This is a genomic window from Phaeodactylibacter sp. (genome assembly GCF_022763345.1).
Taxonomy (GTDB): Bacteria; Bacteroidota; Bacteroidia; order Chitinophagales; family Saprospiraceae; genus Phaeodactylibacter.
In genome coordinates this window covers 30,018-48,324 of record NZ_JALEGS010000085.1, presented here as the reverse complement: position 1 = coordinate 48,324, position 18,307 = coordinate 30,018, and the positions used below count along the sequence as shown (strand labels likewise).

Sequence of the window (18,307 nt, the reverse complement as noted above, 5' to 3'; positions counted from 1 at the left end):
ACCCAAAAAACACGCATTGACCATGACCAAGACCATTTATAACAATACCAAGCCCTACCACTGGGTAACGCCTGAGACTGAAACCGTACTGCAGCGGGGCTACCTCCTGCCCGGCGAGACGCCACAAGATGCCGTGCGCCGCGTGACCACCGCCGCCGCTAACCGCCTGGACCGCCCCGATCTGCAACCGAAATTTGAAGCCCTCGTGGCTAACGGCTGGATGTCGCTTTCTTCTCCGGTGTGGGCCAATATGGGCACCGACCGCGGTCTGCCGATCAGTTGCTTCGGCTCCTACGTGGAGGACAGCATGGACGGTATCACCAAGACCCTCTCCGAGTGCATTATGATGACCAAATTCGGGGGCGGCACCTCGGCCTACTTTGGCCATCTGCGCGAGCGGGGCGCGAGCATCCGCAACAACGGCAAGTCTTCCGGGCCGGTTTCCTTCCTGAAGATGTTTGATGCCATGATTGATACTGTGAGTCAGGGCAATGTGCGCCGCGGGGCTTTCGCTGCCTACCTGGATATTGAGCATCCGGATGTGAATGAGTTCCTCAAGATCAAAGACATCGGCAACGCCATTCAGAATATCTTCTTCGGCGTGACCGTGACCAACCAATGGATGGAAGAAATGGTGGCCGGCGACACGGAAAAGCGCGCTACCTGGGCCAAGGTGCTGCACAGCCGTCAGGAGAAAGGCCTACCGTACATCATGTTCAGCGACAACGTCAACGACAACGCGGCGGATGTCTACCGAGACAAAGGCATGCGCATCTACAACTCCAACCTCTGCTCCGAGATCGCCCTGCCGGTGAAGGAAGATGAGAGCTTCGTCTGCTGCCTGTCGTCCATGAACCTCGAGTACTACGAGGACTGGAAAGATACCGATGCGGTGCAGACGGCCATTTGGTTCCTTGATGCCGTGATGGAAGAGTTTGTGCAAAAGTCTGCCAATCAGCCCTACATGGAGCGCACGCACAACTTTGCGAAGCGCCATCGTGCCCTCGGGCTGGGCGTCATGGGCTACCACGCTTACCTGCAGAAAAACAACATCCCGTTTGAGAGCATGGAAGCCAAGCAATTCAACAGCAGCGCCCACGCCCACATCCGCCGGGAAGCCGAGCAGGGCAGCCGCGATTTGGCAGAAGCCTACGGCGAGCCGGAACTGCTCAAAGGCTATGGCCGCCGCAACACCACGCTTATGGCAGTAGCGCCCACCACCTCTTCCTCCTCTATTCTGGGGCAGACTTCACCAGGGATTGAGCCGTACAGCAGCAACTACTACAAGGTGGGCTTGTCTAAGGGCAACTTTATGCGCAAGAACAAGTTCCTGAAAGTGTTATTGCAGGAAAAAGACATGGACCGTGAGGAAATCTGGCAGTCCATCCTCCTCAAAAACGGCTCTGTGCAGCACCTCGATGGGCTGACCGAGCACGAAAAGGCTGTCTTCAAGACCTTCCGGGAAATTAATCCGCGGGAGATCATCATTCAGGCGGCCGGCCGCCAGAAATTCATCGATCAGTCGCAGTCGCTCAACCTCAACATCCCGCCACAGGTGCCGGTGAAAGAGGTCAATGCCCTGATGATCGAAGCCTGGAAGCTGGGCGTGAAGAGCCTGTACTATCAGCGCTCTTCCAGCGTGGCTCAGGAGATGGCGAATAAGTTTAAGGAGTGCGTGAGCTGCGCTTCGTAAGCTGAAGAATTAATTTGCTGATACAAAAGGATGGCCTCGCGGTGATTGCTGCGGGGCTGTTTTAGTTTTCCTCCCTGGTTTGCTGCTTTTGACCTCACGAGGATTCAAATTAAGCGGCCATTTTCCGTCTTCTTTGCAGGATTTTCTGGCTATATTTGCAGTTGAACCTGTGGTTTTGGGCACGTCAGAAAAGAGTGCACTATGCCTCTGGAAAAAAGGCAATTTCGCAGCTCTCTTTTCAGCTCTCCTTTACCGCTCTATACTCGAATATCAAATCTTAATCATCATGTGTAACCTTTACCAAACCAAAGGCTTGCTCTTTGTTTCGCTTTTTATCCTATTGGGTCTTTCTTCCTATGCTCAACCTGTACTCGTGACGGACTTTAACCCCGGTGAGGGAGACGGGCTTGACCAATTCAGCCCAAAGGCTTATCCTTTAGGAGACCTTTATATTATGACGGTCATTGATTCGGCTGCAGGAAAAGAGCTTGGTGCCTTTGAAAACGGCGAGCTTCGCTTGCTGAAGGATATCAATGCAGGCAGTGGAGATGCTAACCTCCGGGACTTTGTTTACTTTAATGACCTATTGTATTTTGTAGCAACGGACGAAAGCGGGCAGACTTCTATCTGGTCTACCGACGGCACTGAAGCGGGCACTGTTTCCGCTCTTTCGGTTAGCGGGAGCCCCAGGCACCTCATCGTTTCTCAGGCTGGTGATTTATTTTTCACTATGGGCGGAAAGCTCTACCGAACCTCTGATGGTAATGAAATTACTGAATTGGCCGACGAAGTAGAATTCGAAGTCCACTCAGGGAATGGGGCAGAAAATTACACCACTTATCAGGACGGGATTGCGTTTTTTCGTAAACCTTCCTCTTCGGTACTACAATTGCTCGCCTATACCGACACCATCGTGCAGCTGGGGTCCGATATGGCGACCGACTTCAGCTCTGAACCTCTTGGCCTGAATGAAATAGAAGGAGGGCTCGTATTTTCGAATTTCAAATCCTTCTCACCTGATCCGGAAATCAACGGCACCTTTGCTTACCGGGCCGCAAATGATGTCATCTCAAAGTACCCTCAATTAGAAAACTGCTCCCGGTACATTGAACTAAGTGAAGATCGAATTATCGGATATGTAAATGCAGATGGGTTTTATACGCTATCCATTTCACCTTTCTCTGCTACTCCATTACTAACGGATGTCAATCCAAGCCCCCTCAGCACGGACCCTATCCCTAATGCCCGTGCAGCAGGAAAGGTAATTTTCCATTCTGATGAAAGCGCTACCAGTTTCTTCGGTGAGCATATTTCCATTACGGACGGAACAACTTCCGGCACCTCTCTGCTTGTCCCAACTGAAGTCCCTTTCATTTCCAACATGATCTCTTCCGGAGATTATGTCTTCTTTGCAGTGGGTACCCAAAATGGGTTTGAACCCCAGATTTTCGGAGTGAATGCAGCAGAAGAATCTATTGATTATACCTACTTTTCACTTGAAGGAGGTTTACCCACAAGTATACAACCACTTTTCTTCCAAGATGGGAAGCTGTACTTCATTGGCCATCTGGACAGCGAAATAGGCCGGGAACTATATTTTGTTGAAACCGGAATTGCCGACCCGCCTCTATCTGCATCAATTATTGAGGTGGCGTCTAATCAATGTGCGGAAGATTCCGATGCCGCCATTGAAGTGGTGACTGCCGGCGGTCTGCCTCCATATATCTATGAATGGTCACAGGCAGGGCTGGAAGGAGCAAACCCTCAGGGGCTTGTTTCCGGGGCTTACAGCGTGACGGTATCAGACCAAAGCATTGCAGCCCCCATTGAGCTTTCCATTGAGATTGGTCCGGAGCCGATTGTTGTCAACTTGGAATCTATAACACCAGAAGTCGACAATCAGCAAGATGGTGCCATAACAATTAGTGCAGAGGGGGGCACGCCCCCTTTTGAATTTGCCTGGGACACTACCCCCAGCCAAAACGGGACCACTCTGAGCAACCTTAGCGCCGGCAACTATACCGTTTCCATAACAGATGCCAATGGCTGCCAAACCGTACAAACGTACACCGTGGAACTGGTTCTGGCACTTAACGAACCTAAAACAGAATGGTTGTCTGGGATTTACCCCAACCCGGTTAATGATATTTTGAATATGGATGTTAAGCCAGGCATTGCTCAACCGGAAGGTCTAAGCCTTTACGATGCGACGGGCAAGATCATCAGGGAGTTACAATTTACTCCTCAACTGGATGTCCGACAGTTACCTGCTGGCAATTACTGGCTGGCCATAACTGGTAAACTAGGTGTTCAAGTTATGCCATTCGTAAAGCGCTAGTACTTGTTCAGCCTCGTATTTTTGTAACCTGTACCCTACTCTCCTCCTGAGTGACCTCATTGAAACAACAGCCCCGTAGCAGTTACTGCGGGGCTGTTTTGGTATACCGTTCTCTCTCGAACCCACCGGATTCAGGTAAAGTATCGGGAAGAAGCTTCCCAACAGGAGCCCGCCCGCTGGTGTAGAGCTTAAGCGTGGTACGTCCGAATAGCTCTGCCCCAGCATTTCCTGGAAGAACCTGCCGCAGAGCAGAAAGCTCAGACGCAAAGCCCGTCACCGAACCACCACCCGTTCCACCCAAGCCTGCCCCTCCATTTCCACGCGCAGGGCATACACGCCCGGCGGCAACTCCGGCAGCTGTAGTGGCACTTCTGGTGCAGATGGCTTTGTCACTGCCCATACCGCCTGCCCCTGCATATTGTAGAGCGTGAAATGCCCGGTGCCCGTGGGCGCTGCCCCCGGCCAGGCGACCGTGAGGTGGCGGGAGGCGGGATTGGGGAAGATGGATAGCTCAGGCTGCGCCGGAGGCGGCAAAAGCTGACCGGCATGCACCAGGTACTCACAGGAATCCTGCCCGATGCAGCCTTCTGAGTTGGTGCGGACGAGCCAGCAGCTGCGGGTGCCATCGCCTTGTGCCCAGCCTCCTACGACTAAATCCCCATTGGGCAGTTCACCAAAGCGGCCAAACTCACCCCGCAGTGCCCAGTTGCCCTCCTGTTCAAAGGGCGGCAGGTAATTGCGGGACCAGAGCGTATCCCCTTCCGGTGTGAACTTGATCAGCCAGCCCGTAAGCTCCTGTTCCCCATTGACTTCGGTAACTATCTGCCCGGAACCGATGATATTGCCATCGGAAACGGGCTTGAGGTCGTGCAGGGTATTAACGCCCCCGTTTGCACGGTACGGATAGCCAATCAAGGTGGACCACTGCAGCAGAAAAGCCGTATCGAGACGGGAGAGCACTGGTTGTACGATCCAGGATCCGTCTTCATTCTGGGATTGAGGCTGCAAGCCATAGGTAATGATACCACCCTCGGGAAGGGTTGTCAACTCTCTTATCCAGCCCATTTCCGGGTCCGTTTCTGAAAGCCATGAGCCAAGAGGGGCGCCATCGGTTATTCTTATTTTGTAAAAAACATTTATGGACTGGTCAAATAGTCTACAGCCCATTATTAGCATGGAATCTCCGACCGTGGCCGCATCACCACAAATTTCAGCCACACCTTCTTCCCCATAGTAGCGCATCCATTCTGTTTCACCGGCGTAGTTTATCCGCCGTACAAAAGGCTCTGCGTAGCCGTCCAGCCCTGTAGCGGTTCCGTACAGCAGATAGCCACCTTCTACCTCAATGGGCTCTACGGCTGAAAAAGAGGAATTAGAGGTGCTGTCCTCGTATTCATACCGGAAAGTTTCCTCCAGCTCACTATCAAGTTTGACCACAATTGCATTAGACCGGCTGGTGACGGCATTAAACAGGTACCCACCGTCTGATGTAGGAATAAGGCCACCGTAAAATTCACCATCTTTAAGCTGATTAAGTATTGTATCAATGTATGATGTATCTGTAAAAACTTGGTGCGCGGTTAGCGCCCCTTCAGGCGTGTACTTCCCAATCAACACCCCAAACTCTGGCCCTTCTCCAAAATTTACCTGGGCGGTACCAAAACCCAGTATTTCGCCTTCATGCCCTACCACAGCATCGTTGTAAAAGTTGAGGATATAGCCAAAGTCATCAACCCGGTTCAGGGGTTGCCCTGTTGTTGTTGTGCAATACATGAAGAAGGTACAAATAAACCCTAAGATGCAGATATATCTATACATAGCAAAATGGTTTTTTAGGAAAGGCATGGAGAAACGCTAAGTGGCTTTACAGATTCACTTAAGCTTTTCGCTGCACACAAAGGAGTCGATTATTGAATGATGATTTTCTGCCAGAAAGGTGCCCCATTAGACGCGGGCTGCACCGCAAACAAGTAAACACCTGATGAGAGGGGTATATCCACTTCAGATAAACGCCCCTGAAGGCTATGCTCCAAAAGCCGCTGCCCCTGAAGGTTGTATACTCGTAAGCATCCTGCTTCCTGTCCGGCAGGGAGCATAATTTGTAAGTGCCTTGTGCCGGATTGGGGAAAATGCGGAATTCAGCCGCCTGTTCCCCCCTTTTAGGCTGTTCTATGGGCGGTTTTATAGTTTGCATATAGGTTCGGAGATTCCACCCTGATAACATCAGATAAATCGGCAAGCGCTTGAAGCCAGGTGTGTGTAAACATGAGGTCCGTTTTTTAGCGGTTAGTGAATAATTGGTAAGATAGGGAATTGAGCGGGCAAACACAATGTCATCGCCAACTATCTATCCCCCTCCTCCCGCAACAACATCAACGGGCTGGCCATAAACCACTGCTCCCGGTCTTTAGTGTAGCCGAAGGTGGCGTGGGGCAGCAGGCCATTAAGGTATTTGGAGACGGCTTTGAGGTCATCGGTGGAGAGGCTGACGGAGATGTCGTCCCCATCGCGCAGCTTGAAGTAGAGGGTGCCGTTGCGCAGGAGCTGAAAGCCGAAGGGCAGCTGCTCGGTGACCACAGAGTAGACCCACACGATCTCTTTGGGGTGGAAGTGCAGGAGGATCATCAGGCGGCTGTTGGCGACATTCCAGTTGCTGATCAGGTGAAAGCAGAAGCGCAAGCCGAGCACAGCACAAATCAGCCCGAATACCGACAGGATAATGCTCTTGGTAAAGAAAGCGTAGATGAAGACCAGCCCCAGCAACAGCAAGGCCACGGCACAGCCCACCTTGAGCCGGTGCTCCCGCCGAAGCCCGCTCAGGATACACTGCATAGCCGGATGCTGATCGGTCTGTTCTGCCTTCATCGTTTTTTTAAGACAACAATTTGTTGTTTCCGTTGTAAATTAATTGTATTTTAGCACAAAAAATTTAAACTCGGTATTCAATTCATGAAATGTGCATAACTTTTGTACGTTTCATTAACAAGGAAAGCGGCTTTTTGCTGACCTTACTTTGTGATTTTTTGCACAATTTCACCCCGAAACCACCCAAGCATTTTAATCCAATGGCAGAAGTTACCTATACTGAAGACAATATCCGCTCGCTCGACTGGAAAGAGCACATCCGCATGCGCCCGGGCATGTACATCGGTAAACTGGGCGATGGCTCGGCGGCCGATGACGGCATCTACATCCTGCTCAAGGAGGTCATCGACAACTCTATTGATGAGTACGTCATGGGCCACGGACGGGACATCGACCTTAAAATTGAAGAGGGCCTGGTGTCCATCCGCGACTACGGGCGGGGCATCCCGCTGGGCAAGGTTGTGGACTGTGTCTCCAAAATCAATACGGGCGGCAAGTACGACTCCAAGGCGTTCAAAAAGTCGGTAGGGCTGAACGGGGTGGGTACCAAAGCCGTGAATGCCCTTTCGGAAAACTTCCGGGTGACATCCATCCGGGACGGCAAAGCCAAAGTGGCGGAATTTGAGCGGGGCGAACTGGTCAAAGACCATAAGCTGAAAAAATCCAGCGAGCCGAATGGCACCCTGATTGAGTTCTTCCCGGATAAAGCGATTTTCAAAAAATTCCGCTTCCGCAGCGACTATGTCGAGAATCAGCTTTGGAACTATGCCTACCTGAATGCCGGGCTCAAGCTCAATTTCAATGGCAAAACCCTGGTTTCCCGCAAAGGCCTGTACGACCTGCTGGAACGCAAAACGGCTTCTGAAAACCTGCGCTACCCCATCATCCATATGAAGGGGGACGACCTTGAAATCGCCCTCAGCCACGGCAACCACTACGGAGAACAGTACCATTCCTTCGTAAACGGGCAGAATACGACACAGGGCGGTACGCACCTTAATGCGCTGCGCGAGGCCATTGTGAAAACCATTCAGGAGCACTTCAATAAAAACTACGACCGGCGGGATATTCTCAGCTCGGTCATTGCCGCAGTCAGCATCCGGGTGGAAGAGCCGGTTTTTGAGTCGCAGACCAAGACCAAGCTGGGCTCAAGCGATATGGGGCCGGAAGGACCAACCGTGCGTACGTTTGTGGTCAACTTTGTCAAGGAAAAGCTCGACAACTACCTGCACCGCCATCCGGATACCGTCAAGGCGCTGGAGAAGCGCATTAAGCAGTCCGAGCGGGAGCGCAAAGAAATCGCCGGCATCAAAAAACTGGCCAACCAGCGCGCGAAGAAAGCTAATCTGCACAACAAAAAGCTGCGCGACTGCCGCCTCCACTTTACCGACAGCAACCGCAAAACGGAAGAGGAACTGCGCAAAGCCACCACCATCTTCATCACAGAGGGGGACTCGGCGAGCGGTTCCATTACCAAAGCCCGGGACGTACAGACGCAGGCCGTCTTCAGCCTCCGCGGTAAACCCCTCAACTGCTATGGCCTGACCAAAAAAGTGGTGTACGAAAACGAGGAGTTCAACCTCCTGCAGCATGCCCTGAATATCGAAGACGGTCTGGACGAACTGCGCTACAACCGCGTGGTCATTGCTACGGATGCCGACGTAGACGGTATGCACATCCGACTGCTGCTGCTTACGTTCTTCCTTCAGTTTTTCCCGGAGCTCGTGCGCAACGGGCATCTTTACATCCTCGATACGCCTCTGTTCCGGGTGCGGGACAAGCAGAAGACTTTCTACTGCTACAGCGAGGAGGAAAAGCAAGAAGCCATCAAGCAGCTGCGGGGCGCGCCGGAAGTGACCCGGTTTAAGGGGCTGGGCGAGATTTCTCCGGGCGAATTCAAGGACTTTATTGGCGATGGCATCCGCCTGGAGCCTGTGATCCTGAATGAGGACACCAATATTGACGATGTGCTGCAATATTACATGGGCAAAAACACCCCTTCCCGTCAGGAATTCATCATTGACAACCTGCGGGTAGAAAAAGATGATGCAGAGGAAGCCCTGGAAGAAGCCGAAGCCGAACTGGAGGAAGAAGCAGTGGCAGCAGAGTAGGAATAAGAACTGCCGAATTGGCAATTCAGCACCGGGCGCGTCAGTTTGTCGGTTCCTTGAATAGTGGCACGAATGTTGGTGCATAGGGAGCACGGTGCGGCTTGGCCCTTTCGCTGCCTTATTGGCATGCGCCCTGGCAGCACGCTGGTGTAAACAAGCACCGCCCGATTAAAAAATACAACAGCTCCGGCTGTAAACATACAAGCATGTTTGACGACTATTATATGCAGCAGCGATTAGATGATGACGGCGACTTTCTCCCTCTATTGTCCATAGAGGAAGAGGAGGGCGAAAACCCCAACGAGCAATTTCCGGAAACCCTGCCCCTCCTGGCCCTGAAGAATACCGTTTTGTTTCCGGGCATTGTCATTCCAATCACAGTAGGCCGTGACAAGTCGATCAAGGCCATCAATCAGGCCCATAATAACGACCGCTTGGTAGCCGTACTTTCTCAGCGGGACAGCGAAGTGGAGGAGCCGGGTGTTGAGGACCTTTTCCGGGTGGGCACGATCGCCCGCATCTTGAAACTGCTGCGCATGCCCGATGGCACCACTACAGCCATCTTGCAGGGCCGGAGGCGCTTTGAGCTCGAAGACCTCATTACCGATGAGCCCTACATGCTGGCTAATGTCCGTACCCTCGAGTACGAGCCCGTGACCGATCCAATGGAGTTTGAAGCATTGATTTCTTCCGTTTTGGAACGGGCGCAACAGATCATAGAGCTTTCGCCCAATATTCCTTCCGAGGCGAATGTGATGCTGAAGAACATTCAAAACCACTCTTTTCTCCTCAATTTTATTGCTTCCAACCTAAGCGCTAAGGTAGGCATCAAGCAGGAATTGCTCCGGGAAGACAACCTTCAGGAGAAGGGGCAGGCGTTGCTGAAGCAACTGAACAGCGAACTCCAACTGCTGGAACTCAAGGACCAAATTGAGAATAAGGTCCGTGTAGATATCGAAAAACAGCAGCGCGACTACTTCCTCAATCAGCAACTGAAGACCATTCAGGAGGAGCTGGGGCAAAACCCGCAGGAAGAGGAGATCAACAATATGGCCAAGCGGGCTAAGGACAAAGACTGGCCCGAAGCCGTTGCCAAAACCTTTGACAAGGAAATCAATCGCCTGCGCCGTATGAACCCGCAGGTAGCAGAATTTTCCATACAACTCACGTACCTGGAGCTGCTCCTCGACCTGCCCTGGGAAGAATTCACACAGGATAACTTCGACCTGAAGAAGGTCAAAAAAGTCTTGGATGAGGACCACTTCGGGCTGGAAAAAGTCAAGGACCGCATTCTCGAACACCTTGCCGTACTCAAGCTCAAGGGTGACATGAAGGCGCCTATTCTTTGCCTGGTGGGCCCTCCCGGTGTGGGCAAGACCTCACTGGGCCGGTCGATTGCCCGGGCTATTCAGCGCAAGTTTGTGCGCATGTCGCTGGGCGGGCTGCACGATGAATCGGAAATCCGCGGCCACCGCAAGACCTACATCGGGGCGATGCCGGGGCGTATCGTACAATCGCTGAAGCGGGCAGGTTCGTCCAATCCGGTCTTTATTCTGGATGAAATTGATAAAGTGGGAAAGGACTTCCGCGGCGATCCCTCCTCTGCCCTCCTGGAAGTGCTGGACCCCGAGCAAAACGGGACTTTTTACGACAATTACCTCGAACTGGAGTACGACCTGAGCAAAGTCATGTTCATCGCTACAGCCAATTCCCTGAACACCATTCAGCCGGCCTTACTGGACCGTATGGAAATCATTCAGGTCAGCGGCTACTCTACAGAAGAAAAAATAGAAATTGCCAAGCGCCACCTCATCCCTGAGCAACGCAAGGAGCATGGCTTGAAGGCGAATCAGGTCAAACTGGGCAAGCGTACGCTGGAAGCCATCATCGAAACCTACACCCGTGAATCCGGCGTACGGTCGCTCAACCGCCAAATTGCCGGCGTCATGCGCAACGTGGCCCGGAAGGTAGCTATGGAGGAGGAATACGAAGTGAGTGTCAAGCCGGAGCACCTGAATGGCATGCTGGGCCCGTCCCGCTTCGATAAAGACCGCTACGCTACGCCCGAAGTGCCCGGCGTAACGGTAGGCCTGGCCTGGACGCAATCCGGAGGCGACATCCTTTTCGTAGAAGCCATTCTCAGCCCGGGCAAAGGCAAACTCACCTTAACCGGCAACCTCGGCGATGTCATGAAGGAATCCGCATCTACCGCATTGAGCTTTATCAAGGCGAACAGTGAAACCCTGGGCATCGACCCCAAAATATTCGAAGAGAAAGATATTCACCTGCATGTACCGGAAGGCGCTATACCTAAAGATGGCCCCTCAGCGGGCATTACCATGCTCACGGCACTGACGTCTGCCTTTACCGGCAAGCGAGCTAAGACTTATGTCGCCATGACCGGAGAGATCACCCTGCGGGGCAAAGTCCTGCCGGTGGGTGGCATCAAGGAAAAGATACTGGCGGCCAAACGGGCGGGCATGAAGGAAATCATCCTTTGTCAGGAAAATGAAAAGCACGTCGCGGAAATCAACCCGGATTACATCAAGGGGATTGAATTTCACTACGTCAGCCGTATGGAGAAAGTCCTGAAAATAACGCTCGGCATCCGGTAGCACCGCCGCAACTGACCTGCTACTTGCCCGTGCCGTAGTTTTCGGCCCAGCTCATCATACCGCCGAGCAGGTTGCGGACATTCTTAAAGCCAGCCCGCTCCATGAATTCCTTTGCGAGCCCGGAGCGGTTGCCAGAGCGGCAGTAGACGATGACCTCGTCTTCCTTATGCTGTTCCAACTCGCCCATACGGCCCATCAGGCTGCCTAATGGAATAAATTCACCGCCGATATTAAAGGCTGCCCGCTCATTGGGCTCCCGTACATCGAGCAGTACAAAATCTTCGTTACCGTCCATTTTGGACTTGAGTTCCTGAACGCGGATATCTTCTGCCATTTTTGTTTTAGTTATTCAGTGATGACGAGCTTGCGGTGCAGGGACCGGTTCGTCGCTGGGTCATAGACCTTTACTATATACATTCCAGGCCGGAATTCGTTCAGCCCGAGCTCTCTGACCAGCATTTGATCCAATACAACCTGCCCCAACGGGTTCACGAGCTGCATACGGTAGTCTTCTGGCCAGCGTACGCCTTCTATGCGTATGTAGGCGCGCTCCTGAGCTGGATTAGGGTACAGACGAAGATCGAGGTCCAGCGCTTCCGCAGAAGAGGTGCCAGAGCTCAGTGGCCGTTCATTGCCCATAACCGGGCGCAGCATTAAAGACCCCGACAGGAAGCCCTCCGGGAAAGGCTGCCAACCTTCATCGTCGTTATTGAAAAACAAGGCAGAGCCGCCAGCGGGCGAGTTGCGGTCAAAGCCTACCGGTATGCAATCGAGGTAGTCGCAGGGCGATACCTGCTCCCAGCCGATATAGAAATCACCAGCCGGGATAAACACCGCCGTCGGCCCGTTATCCCCAAACAGGGGATAGGTAGTGAACGCCTGCAGGCTATCGTAGTAAGAAGAGGGATAGAACGGCCGCTCAAAGGTCATCCGGATTTCCGGCTCATCATCAAGCTCGCCCACCCAAACCTGCAGATGGAATTCCTGTCCGGATACATTGCTGATGATGCGTGGGAAATTGAACTGAACCGCTTGCAAAGAGTCATCGACCGTTGTCGTATACTTTACGGCGACCTGATCACCTTCCTGCACCACTACCCCGTTTTCTGCCGTGCCGTCGTCGTAGGCAAAGTAGTTATCAAAAACAGTGGTCCTCACCGCGCGGTTATTGTTCGCCACAGCTTCGTACCCCTGCCCGTCCTGCTCATTGGTCACATCCGTGAGGTTGTACTCCACCTCAAACTCCAGGCGGGGCTCGGCATCAAAGACCGCATTCCCAAGGGCATCAATAGCATTGCCCAGCCCTTCAAACTCTTGTGCATATCCAATGCTCTCGTTAGCAAAAACCGTACGGCAACAGGCATCCAGCAAGTTGGACTGCAGAACCTGAATGCCGGTGTTTGCTTCGGCAATCCGCAGTACGCCGGCACCTGCGTTGAGCGCCTGATCATTGTCCAGATTGAACAGGAAAGTATTATAGCTTTCCGGCAGGAAGTCAGCTGCACGGCCATCAAAGTGCCTCCAGGGCATGCTCGTATAAGGAATGGTGAAGGCAGCGGGCACCCGGGTGAGGGCCACATCAGTGATATTAGACTGGAAAGTCACGAATTCATTGCTCAGCCAAACGTAGTCGAGGTTCCAGATGTCATCAATCCCATTCCCGCTATTGTAGGCAGAAAAGCGGAACTGAAAAGCGCTATGCTTAAAATTATTCGGTACTTCAAAGGGGAAGAAAAACCCGGCAGGTACGGTATCCAGGTTCATCTCCTCCGGGAAAAACTCATGGATCACCTCCCAGTCGCCACCTTGCTGCTTGAACTCAAGCACCATGTAGTCATCCTCTTCAGGAGACTGCCCCAAGCCTTTTGGCTGCAGCCAGAAAGTGAGGTAGACATTCCCGCTGAGCTGTGTCAGGTCTAAATAAGTGGAGGTAAGGCGGTCGTTTACCCCTTCTGAGCTGTAGGGCCGGCCGTTGCGGTCCAACCCATCAAAAGTGGCTACTCCAAGGCTGGGCTGATCCGTAGCGAACGTACGGTTGATGTATACATCTTCATCCAGCCATAACTCCGTGGGAGGTACGATGGCATCGTAGGCAAAGTCATCCAGAAAGGCTTCCTGCCCTGCACTGCCGCCCAGCTTCAGCGTATCGTGCTGAATACGGAAGGTGAAGTGGTAGACATCGCAAACGGTAAAGGAGTCACAAACGGTGATGTCGATTTTATCTTCTCCGGCATAGCGGCTGGCTACATAGACAAAGCTGCTGTCCGGTGCACTGTAGTTGTTAAAGTAGACCAGCTTATCGCGCCCCTCGTAATCATCGGGGACATCCGTAATCTTATTGCAGGCCAGCGGGCCCGGCAGCTGTGAAGCCTGCACATCAAGAGCGATGGATTCTTCTGACTGAAGGGTGATAGGCGCTATATCGTATTCCTGTGCCACCCGCCGCCCCACCACATCAAAGGAGGTGCTGGCACAGCCGTTCGGGTTACAAAATTCGACAATAAAGAGGTATTCTGCCCCAAGCAGGTCATCAGCTCCGGTAATGACCAGGGTTGCCTGCCCATCTTCCACCTGTAGCTCAGCATCGCCAATGGGATTGCCTTCGCACTCAATGCATTCAAACGCACCGGCCACCTGCCCCAGGCCAAAGGTGTCAATATCCACGGACAGCTCTACGGTCTCACTGGCGTCGATGTAGGTGACATCGGTCTCTTCGAGCTGACAGTTCCGGCTACGAAGTGGACTGTTTGCCCGGTCGTAGCCTTTTGGCAATTGAAGGCCTTCCTGTGCCCGGTAGTGCTCCAGTAGCGCGTTGCCACCGATGGGTACCAGCTGCTGAGCATTGGCGGAACAGGCAATAAAAAGTATGATAGAAAGGTAGAGTAATCGCTGCATGTCTGTAAGTTAATTCGCCTGCCGCGTTTGAGTGGGCAGTATTGGCACCGGTTGCTCCGGCATATTTTGAAAACGGCAAAGTTATTTATTTGTTGCTCGTTTGGGAAACGCCCATTGCAGGAAATCCGGCATTATTTGGCCCCAGGTTTGTGGATTGTGCTCGCCCCCCTTCACTTCAACGTAGCGAATGGCTTTCTTTCGGTCATAACCAATGGTTTCCAAAGCCTTGATCAGGTCCAGCGTATCGTCTATGGCGTCAATAATGCCGTTGTTGTTGCGGTCGGCCTGTTCGTCATCCGTCCCGGCCTGTAGCCAGAAACGGAGTGGCGGAAAGGCTTTGCTTTTTTCCACATAAGTTTGCACAATACGATCGGCATCCGGAGCATCCTTACGGAATGGCTTGGAGCGCCACCAAAGGGAGCCCGAGAACACCCCAACCTGCCCGAAAACCTCAGGGTGGTGCCAGGCGATATCAAAAGCGGAAAGTCCGCCCAGTGAAAAGCCCGCTATGGCGTTGGCCTTCGGGCCTTCAGCAATCCGGTACTGCTGCCTGAGCAACGGCACCAACTCCCGAAGCAAAAACCGGGTATAAGCCCCGGCTTTGCGGCCCCGGTTCATGTAGTCTGCCCGGCCGGCCGTGCCGTATTCCTGCATGCGGTCACCGGCATCTACGGCAACTGTAATAAAATGGCTTACCTTTCTCTTTCGGTATAACCGCTCCAATACCCTGACGAAGCGCAGCGCTTCGAGGTCCTGCCCATCATTCAGGCAAAGCAAGGGGTAGCTACGCTCGGACTCCAAATACCCGGGCGGCAACAGTACGCGCACCCTGACTTCCCGTTTCAGCCAGGCAGACCGCAAGCCAGGCAGTTCCTCCACCTCTACCCTACCCGCATCCGGCGAAAAAAATTGAAAAAAATTCCGAATGGCTTCCCTTTTGAACAACCGCATGAATTTCAAGGATTTATTTTGACATCAGCTCCGCAGGCGCACAAAAATACCACCGATTAATTCGTGTACGAAGTATTAAACATTCAACTATTGCCCTGCTACCTGATAAGCATTTGAACATCAGCAATTTAAAACTTTGAAAAACCGGAAAAGCCCGTATTTTTGCAGAACTTATTGTCAAAAGTACAATTACTCTGCCTTTCGGGGCGGCATCAAGACGAAAAACGTGAGAGAGACTTATCACAAGTGGTACTCCCAGAGCCTTAGCCGGGAGATCGAAATGCTCATCTACGGACATCAGGGCTATCCGGTGATCCTGTTCCCTTCCAGTCAGGGCCGGTATTACGAGGGCAAGGACTTCGGTTTGGTACAGACCGCGCACTGGTACGTGGAGCGGGGCTTTATTCAGATTTTCTGCCCCGACAGCGTGGACGCACTGAGCTGGTACAACAAGGGTATCCATCCGGCAGACCGGGTCAGGAACCATGTCTGGTATGATCAGATGCTCCTTCACGAGCTGGTGCCGAGCATCCGGTGGAATACAGCAGGGGGCAAGGTAGCCGTTGCAGGTGCGAGTTTTGGCGGCTACCATGCGGCCAATTTCGCTTTTAAGCACCCGGAACTGGTCAGCCACATGTTTTCCATGAGCGGCGCCTTTGACATAAAAATGTTTATGGATGGTTATTACGACGATAATGTCTATTTTAACAACCCGGTAGATTTCCTTCCGGGCAACAACCATCCGGCGCTCTGGCAGATGAACATCGTCCTGGGCACCTCTGAATGGGATATTTGCCTGGATGCCAACAAGCACCTTTCGCACCTGCTCAACCAAAAAGGCATCAACCACTGGTTGGACATCCGGGGCTGGAAGGAGCATGACTGGCCGCTTTGGCAGGAAATGTTCCCGCATTATTTATCTCTGATCTAGAACATCCATTTACGCAAGCACTTGTCTAAAAACCATAAACTCCATGAAAAAAATTGGCATTCTCTTCGGTCAGGAACGTTCTTTCCCGCACGCGCTGATCGACCGTATCAACTCCAAGAAGGTGAAAGGGATCCAAGCCGAGCCCGTTTCCATCGACAAAGTGGTACAAGCAGCCCACTCGGGCTACGCGGTGATCATCGACCGTATCTCACAGGATGTCCCCTTCTACCGGGCTTTCCTGAAAAATACAGCGGCCAGTGGCACCGCCGTGATCAACAACCCCTTCTGGTGGAGTGCGGACGAAAAGTTCTTCAACAACACCCTGTCTGAGAAAATCGGAGTGCCTGTCCCTAAAACTGTGCTTCTGCCTTCCAAGGACCACCCGGCGGATACTTCTGCAGAGTCCTTTTCCAACCTGGCTTTCCCATTGGACTGGGAAGGTATTTTTGAGTACGTGGGCTTCCCGGCTTTCATGAAGCCGTTCGCAGGCGGTGGATGGAAGAATGTGTACAAACTGGATAATGCTGATGACTTCTTCCGCGCCTACAACGAAACCCATCAGCTGGTGATGATGCTGCAGGAGGCTATTGATTTCAGCGCTTACTTCCGTTGTTACTGCATTGGCGGCAAGCACGTCCGTATCATGCCCTATGAGCCGCGCAACCCGCATCACCTGCGCTACGCTGCGCACTTTGACGTGGGCGAAGAGATGATGAAAACACTGGAAGACTACGTGCTGCGCCTCAATCAGGCCCTGGGCTACGACTTCAACACCGTAGAGCTGGCCATCCGTGATGGCGTGCCTTACGCTATCGACTTTTGCAACCCGGCACCGGATGCCGATCTACACTCAGTCGGGCAAGCCAACTTTGACTGGGTGGTGGAAACCGCTGCCAGCTACGCTATTGAGCGTGCACAGGCACAGGTAGACGGACAGGACAACCTGACCTGGGGCACCTTTATGAAAGGTGCAGTCAACGGTGCAAAACTTTAAAATAGTCAGCTGACGGCAGGTTTTCTTCCAAAGGCTTGCCGTCAAAATCCTTAGCTTTGCCGCTGTAACAAGCAATTGATATGTCTTCATTACGATTAGCGATCCTGGACATGTACGACAATACGCCCAATCAGGGCATGCGCTGCATTCAGGATATCGTGCGCCGCTTTGAGGCGCACTACGAATGGAAAATCTTCGACGTGCGTGGCAAAGCTGAGGTGCCTGGCATGGACTACGATATTTATATTTCCACCGGCGGCCCTGGCAGCCCCTTTGAAGGAGACGGCATCTGGGATGCCCGCTACTTCGACTGGATGCAGCAGGTCTGGGACTGGAATCAGATTCCCGGCAACCGGAAGAAGCATGTCTTTTTCATTTGCCACTCCTTTCAGATGGCGGTGCGGCATTTCGAACTGGCAGAAGTAACGGAGCGTAAGTCCATGTCTTTTGGGACGTTCCGCTGCCACATGACAGATGCAGGTGCAAGCGACCCCAATTTCCAGGGGCTGCCCAATCCTTTTTTCATCGCGGACTTCCGTCACTGGCAGTGCATACAGCCTAATGAGAAAAGGCTGGCGGAATTAGGCGCGGACCTACTTGCCCTGGAGAAAATCAGGCCTCATGTCCCGCTGGAGCGAGCTGTAATGGCCATTCGGTTTTCACCGGAAATCATTGGCACGCAGTTCCACCCGGAAGCGGACCCCGATGGTATGCGGGAGCACTTTATGGACCCGGCCCGGCAAAAGGCGGTTGTGGAAGAACATGGAGAAGAGAAGTACCTTCGCATGATCAAGCACCTGCGGGATTCCGATAAAATCGGGCTGACGCATGAGATCGTCCTGCCGCTCTTCCTGCACCGCGCCATCAATGCTTTAGAAGAGGCTCCGGCCGCTGTTTGACCAAACGATCCGGAG

Annotated in this window: 13 protein-coding genes; 7 read left to right on the top strand and 6 right to left on the bottom strand. The window is 52.8% G+C overall.

Going from position 1 to position 18,307, the window contains the following annotated elements; translation table 11 throughout:
• Positions 1-22: 22 nt before the first annotated feature.
• Both MRY86_RS21915 and MRY86_RS21910 read left to right on the top strand, forming a co-directional pair.
• The gene (locus tag MRY86_RS21915; RefSeq protein WP_293563215.1) at positions 23-1,693 is read left to right on the top strand and encodes a ribonucleoside-diphosphate reductase subunit alpha; all 1,671 of its coding nucleotides are present in this window, start codon (positions 23-25) and stop codon (positions 1,691-1,693) included.
• A 286-nt stretch (positions 1,694-1,979) separates the two neighbouring features.
• On the top strand, positions 1,980-4,031 hold the full coding sequence (locus MRY86_RS21910; protein ID WP_293563216.1) for a T9SS type A sorting domain-containing protein: 2,052 nt from the start codon (positions 1,980-1,982) through the stop codon (positions 4,029-4,031).
• 273 nt (positions 4,032-4,304) lie between these two features.
• Here the strand turns inward: MRY86_RS21910 and MRY86_RS21905 are convergent, their stop codons facing one another.
• The 3 genes from MRY86_RS21905 to MRY86_RS21895 form a co-directional block, all read right to left on the bottom strand.
• Positions 4,305-5,849 carry a T9SS type A sorting domain-containing protein gene (locus MRY86_RS21905; RefSeq protein WP_293563217.1) on the bottom strand — a complete coding sequence of 515 codons (1,545 nt, stop codon included), beginning with the start codon at positions 5,847-5,849 and terminating at the stop codon, positions 4,305-4,307.
• A gap of 89 nt (positions 5,850-5,938) precedes the next feature.
• On the bottom strand, positions 5,939-6,127 hold the full coding sequence (locus tag MRY86_RS21900; protein ID WP_293563218.1) for a T9SS type A sorting domain-containing protein: 189 nt from the start codon (positions 6,125-6,127) through the stop codon (positions 5,939-5,941).
• A gap of 247 nt (positions 6,128-6,374) precedes the next feature.
• Positions 6,375-6,896, bottom strand: a complete 522-nt coding sequence (locus MRY86_RS21895; protein WP_293563219.1) for a hypothetical protein — start codon at positions 6,894-6,896, stop codon at positions 6,375-6,377.
• A gap of 200 nt (positions 6,897-7,096) precedes the next feature.
• Here MRY86_RS21895 and MRY86_RS21890 point away from each other — a divergent pair, with 200 nt between their 5' ends.
• Both MRY86_RS21890 and lon read left to right on the top strand, forming a co-directional pair.
• Positions 7,097-9,007, top strand: a complete 1,911-nt coding sequence (locus MRY86_RS21890) for a DNA topoisomerase IV subunit B (protein ID WP_293563220.1) — start codon at positions 7,097-7,099, stop codon at positions 9,005-9,007.
• Positions 9,008-9,213: 206 nt separating this feature from the next.
• On the top strand, positions 9,214-11,622 hold the full coding sequence (gene lon, locus MRY86_RS21885) for an endopeptidase La (protein WP_293571936.1): 2,409 nt from the start codon (positions 9,214-9,216) through the stop codon (positions 11,620-11,622).
• Between the two features lie 19 nt (positions 11,623-11,641).
• Here the strand turns inward: lon and MRY86_RS21880 are convergent, their stop codons facing one another.
• From MRY86_RS21880 to MRY86_RS21870, 3 genes are all read right to left on the bottom strand, one after another.
• Positions 11,642-11,956, bottom strand: a complete 315-nt coding sequence (locus MRY86_RS21880) for a rhodanese-like domain-containing protein (protein ID WP_293566718.1) — start codon at positions 11,954-11,956, stop codon at positions 11,642-11,644.
• A gap of 11 nt (positions 11,957-11,967) precedes the next feature.
• Entirely contained in the window at positions 11,968-14,517 is a 2,550-nt protein-coding gene (locus MRY86_RS21875) for a T9SS type A sorting domain-containing protein (RefSeq protein WP_293566719.1), read from the bottom strand.
• 81 nt (positions 14,518-14,598) lie between these two features.
• Positions 14,599-15,468: an alpha/beta hydrolase-fold protein gene (locus MRY86_RS21870; RefSeq protein ID WP_293566720.1), complete on the bottom strand. Its 870-nt coding sequence runs from the start codon at positions 15,466-15,468 to the stop codon at positions 14,599-14,601.
• A gap of 226 nt (positions 15,469-15,694) precedes the next feature.
• Here MRY86_RS21870 and MRY86_RS21865 point away from each other — a divergent pair, with 226 nt between their 5' ends.
• The 3 genes from MRY86_RS21865 (at position 15,695) to MRY86_RS21855 (ending at position 18,292) form a co-directional block, all read left to right on the top strand.
• Complete coding sequence (locus MRY86_RS21865; RefSeq protein WP_293566721.1) at positions 15,695-16,399, top strand: alpha/beta hydrolase-fold protein; 705 nt, start codon at positions 15,695-15,697, stop codon at positions 16,397-16,399.
• A 43-nt stretch (positions 16,400-16,442) separates the two neighbouring features.
• Positions 16,443-17,393: a hypothetical protein gene (locus MRY86_RS21860; protein WP_293566722.1), complete on the top strand. Its 951-nt coding sequence runs from the start codon at positions 16,443-16,445 to the stop codon at positions 17,391-17,393.
• Positions 17,394-17,473: 80 nt separating this feature from the next.
• On the top strand, positions 17,474-18,292 hold the full coding sequence (locus tag MRY86_RS21855) for a GMP synthase (protein WP_293566723.1): 819 nt from the start codon (positions 17,474-17,476) through the stop codon (positions 18,290-18,292).
• Positions 18,293-18,307: the final 15 nt, after the last annotated feature.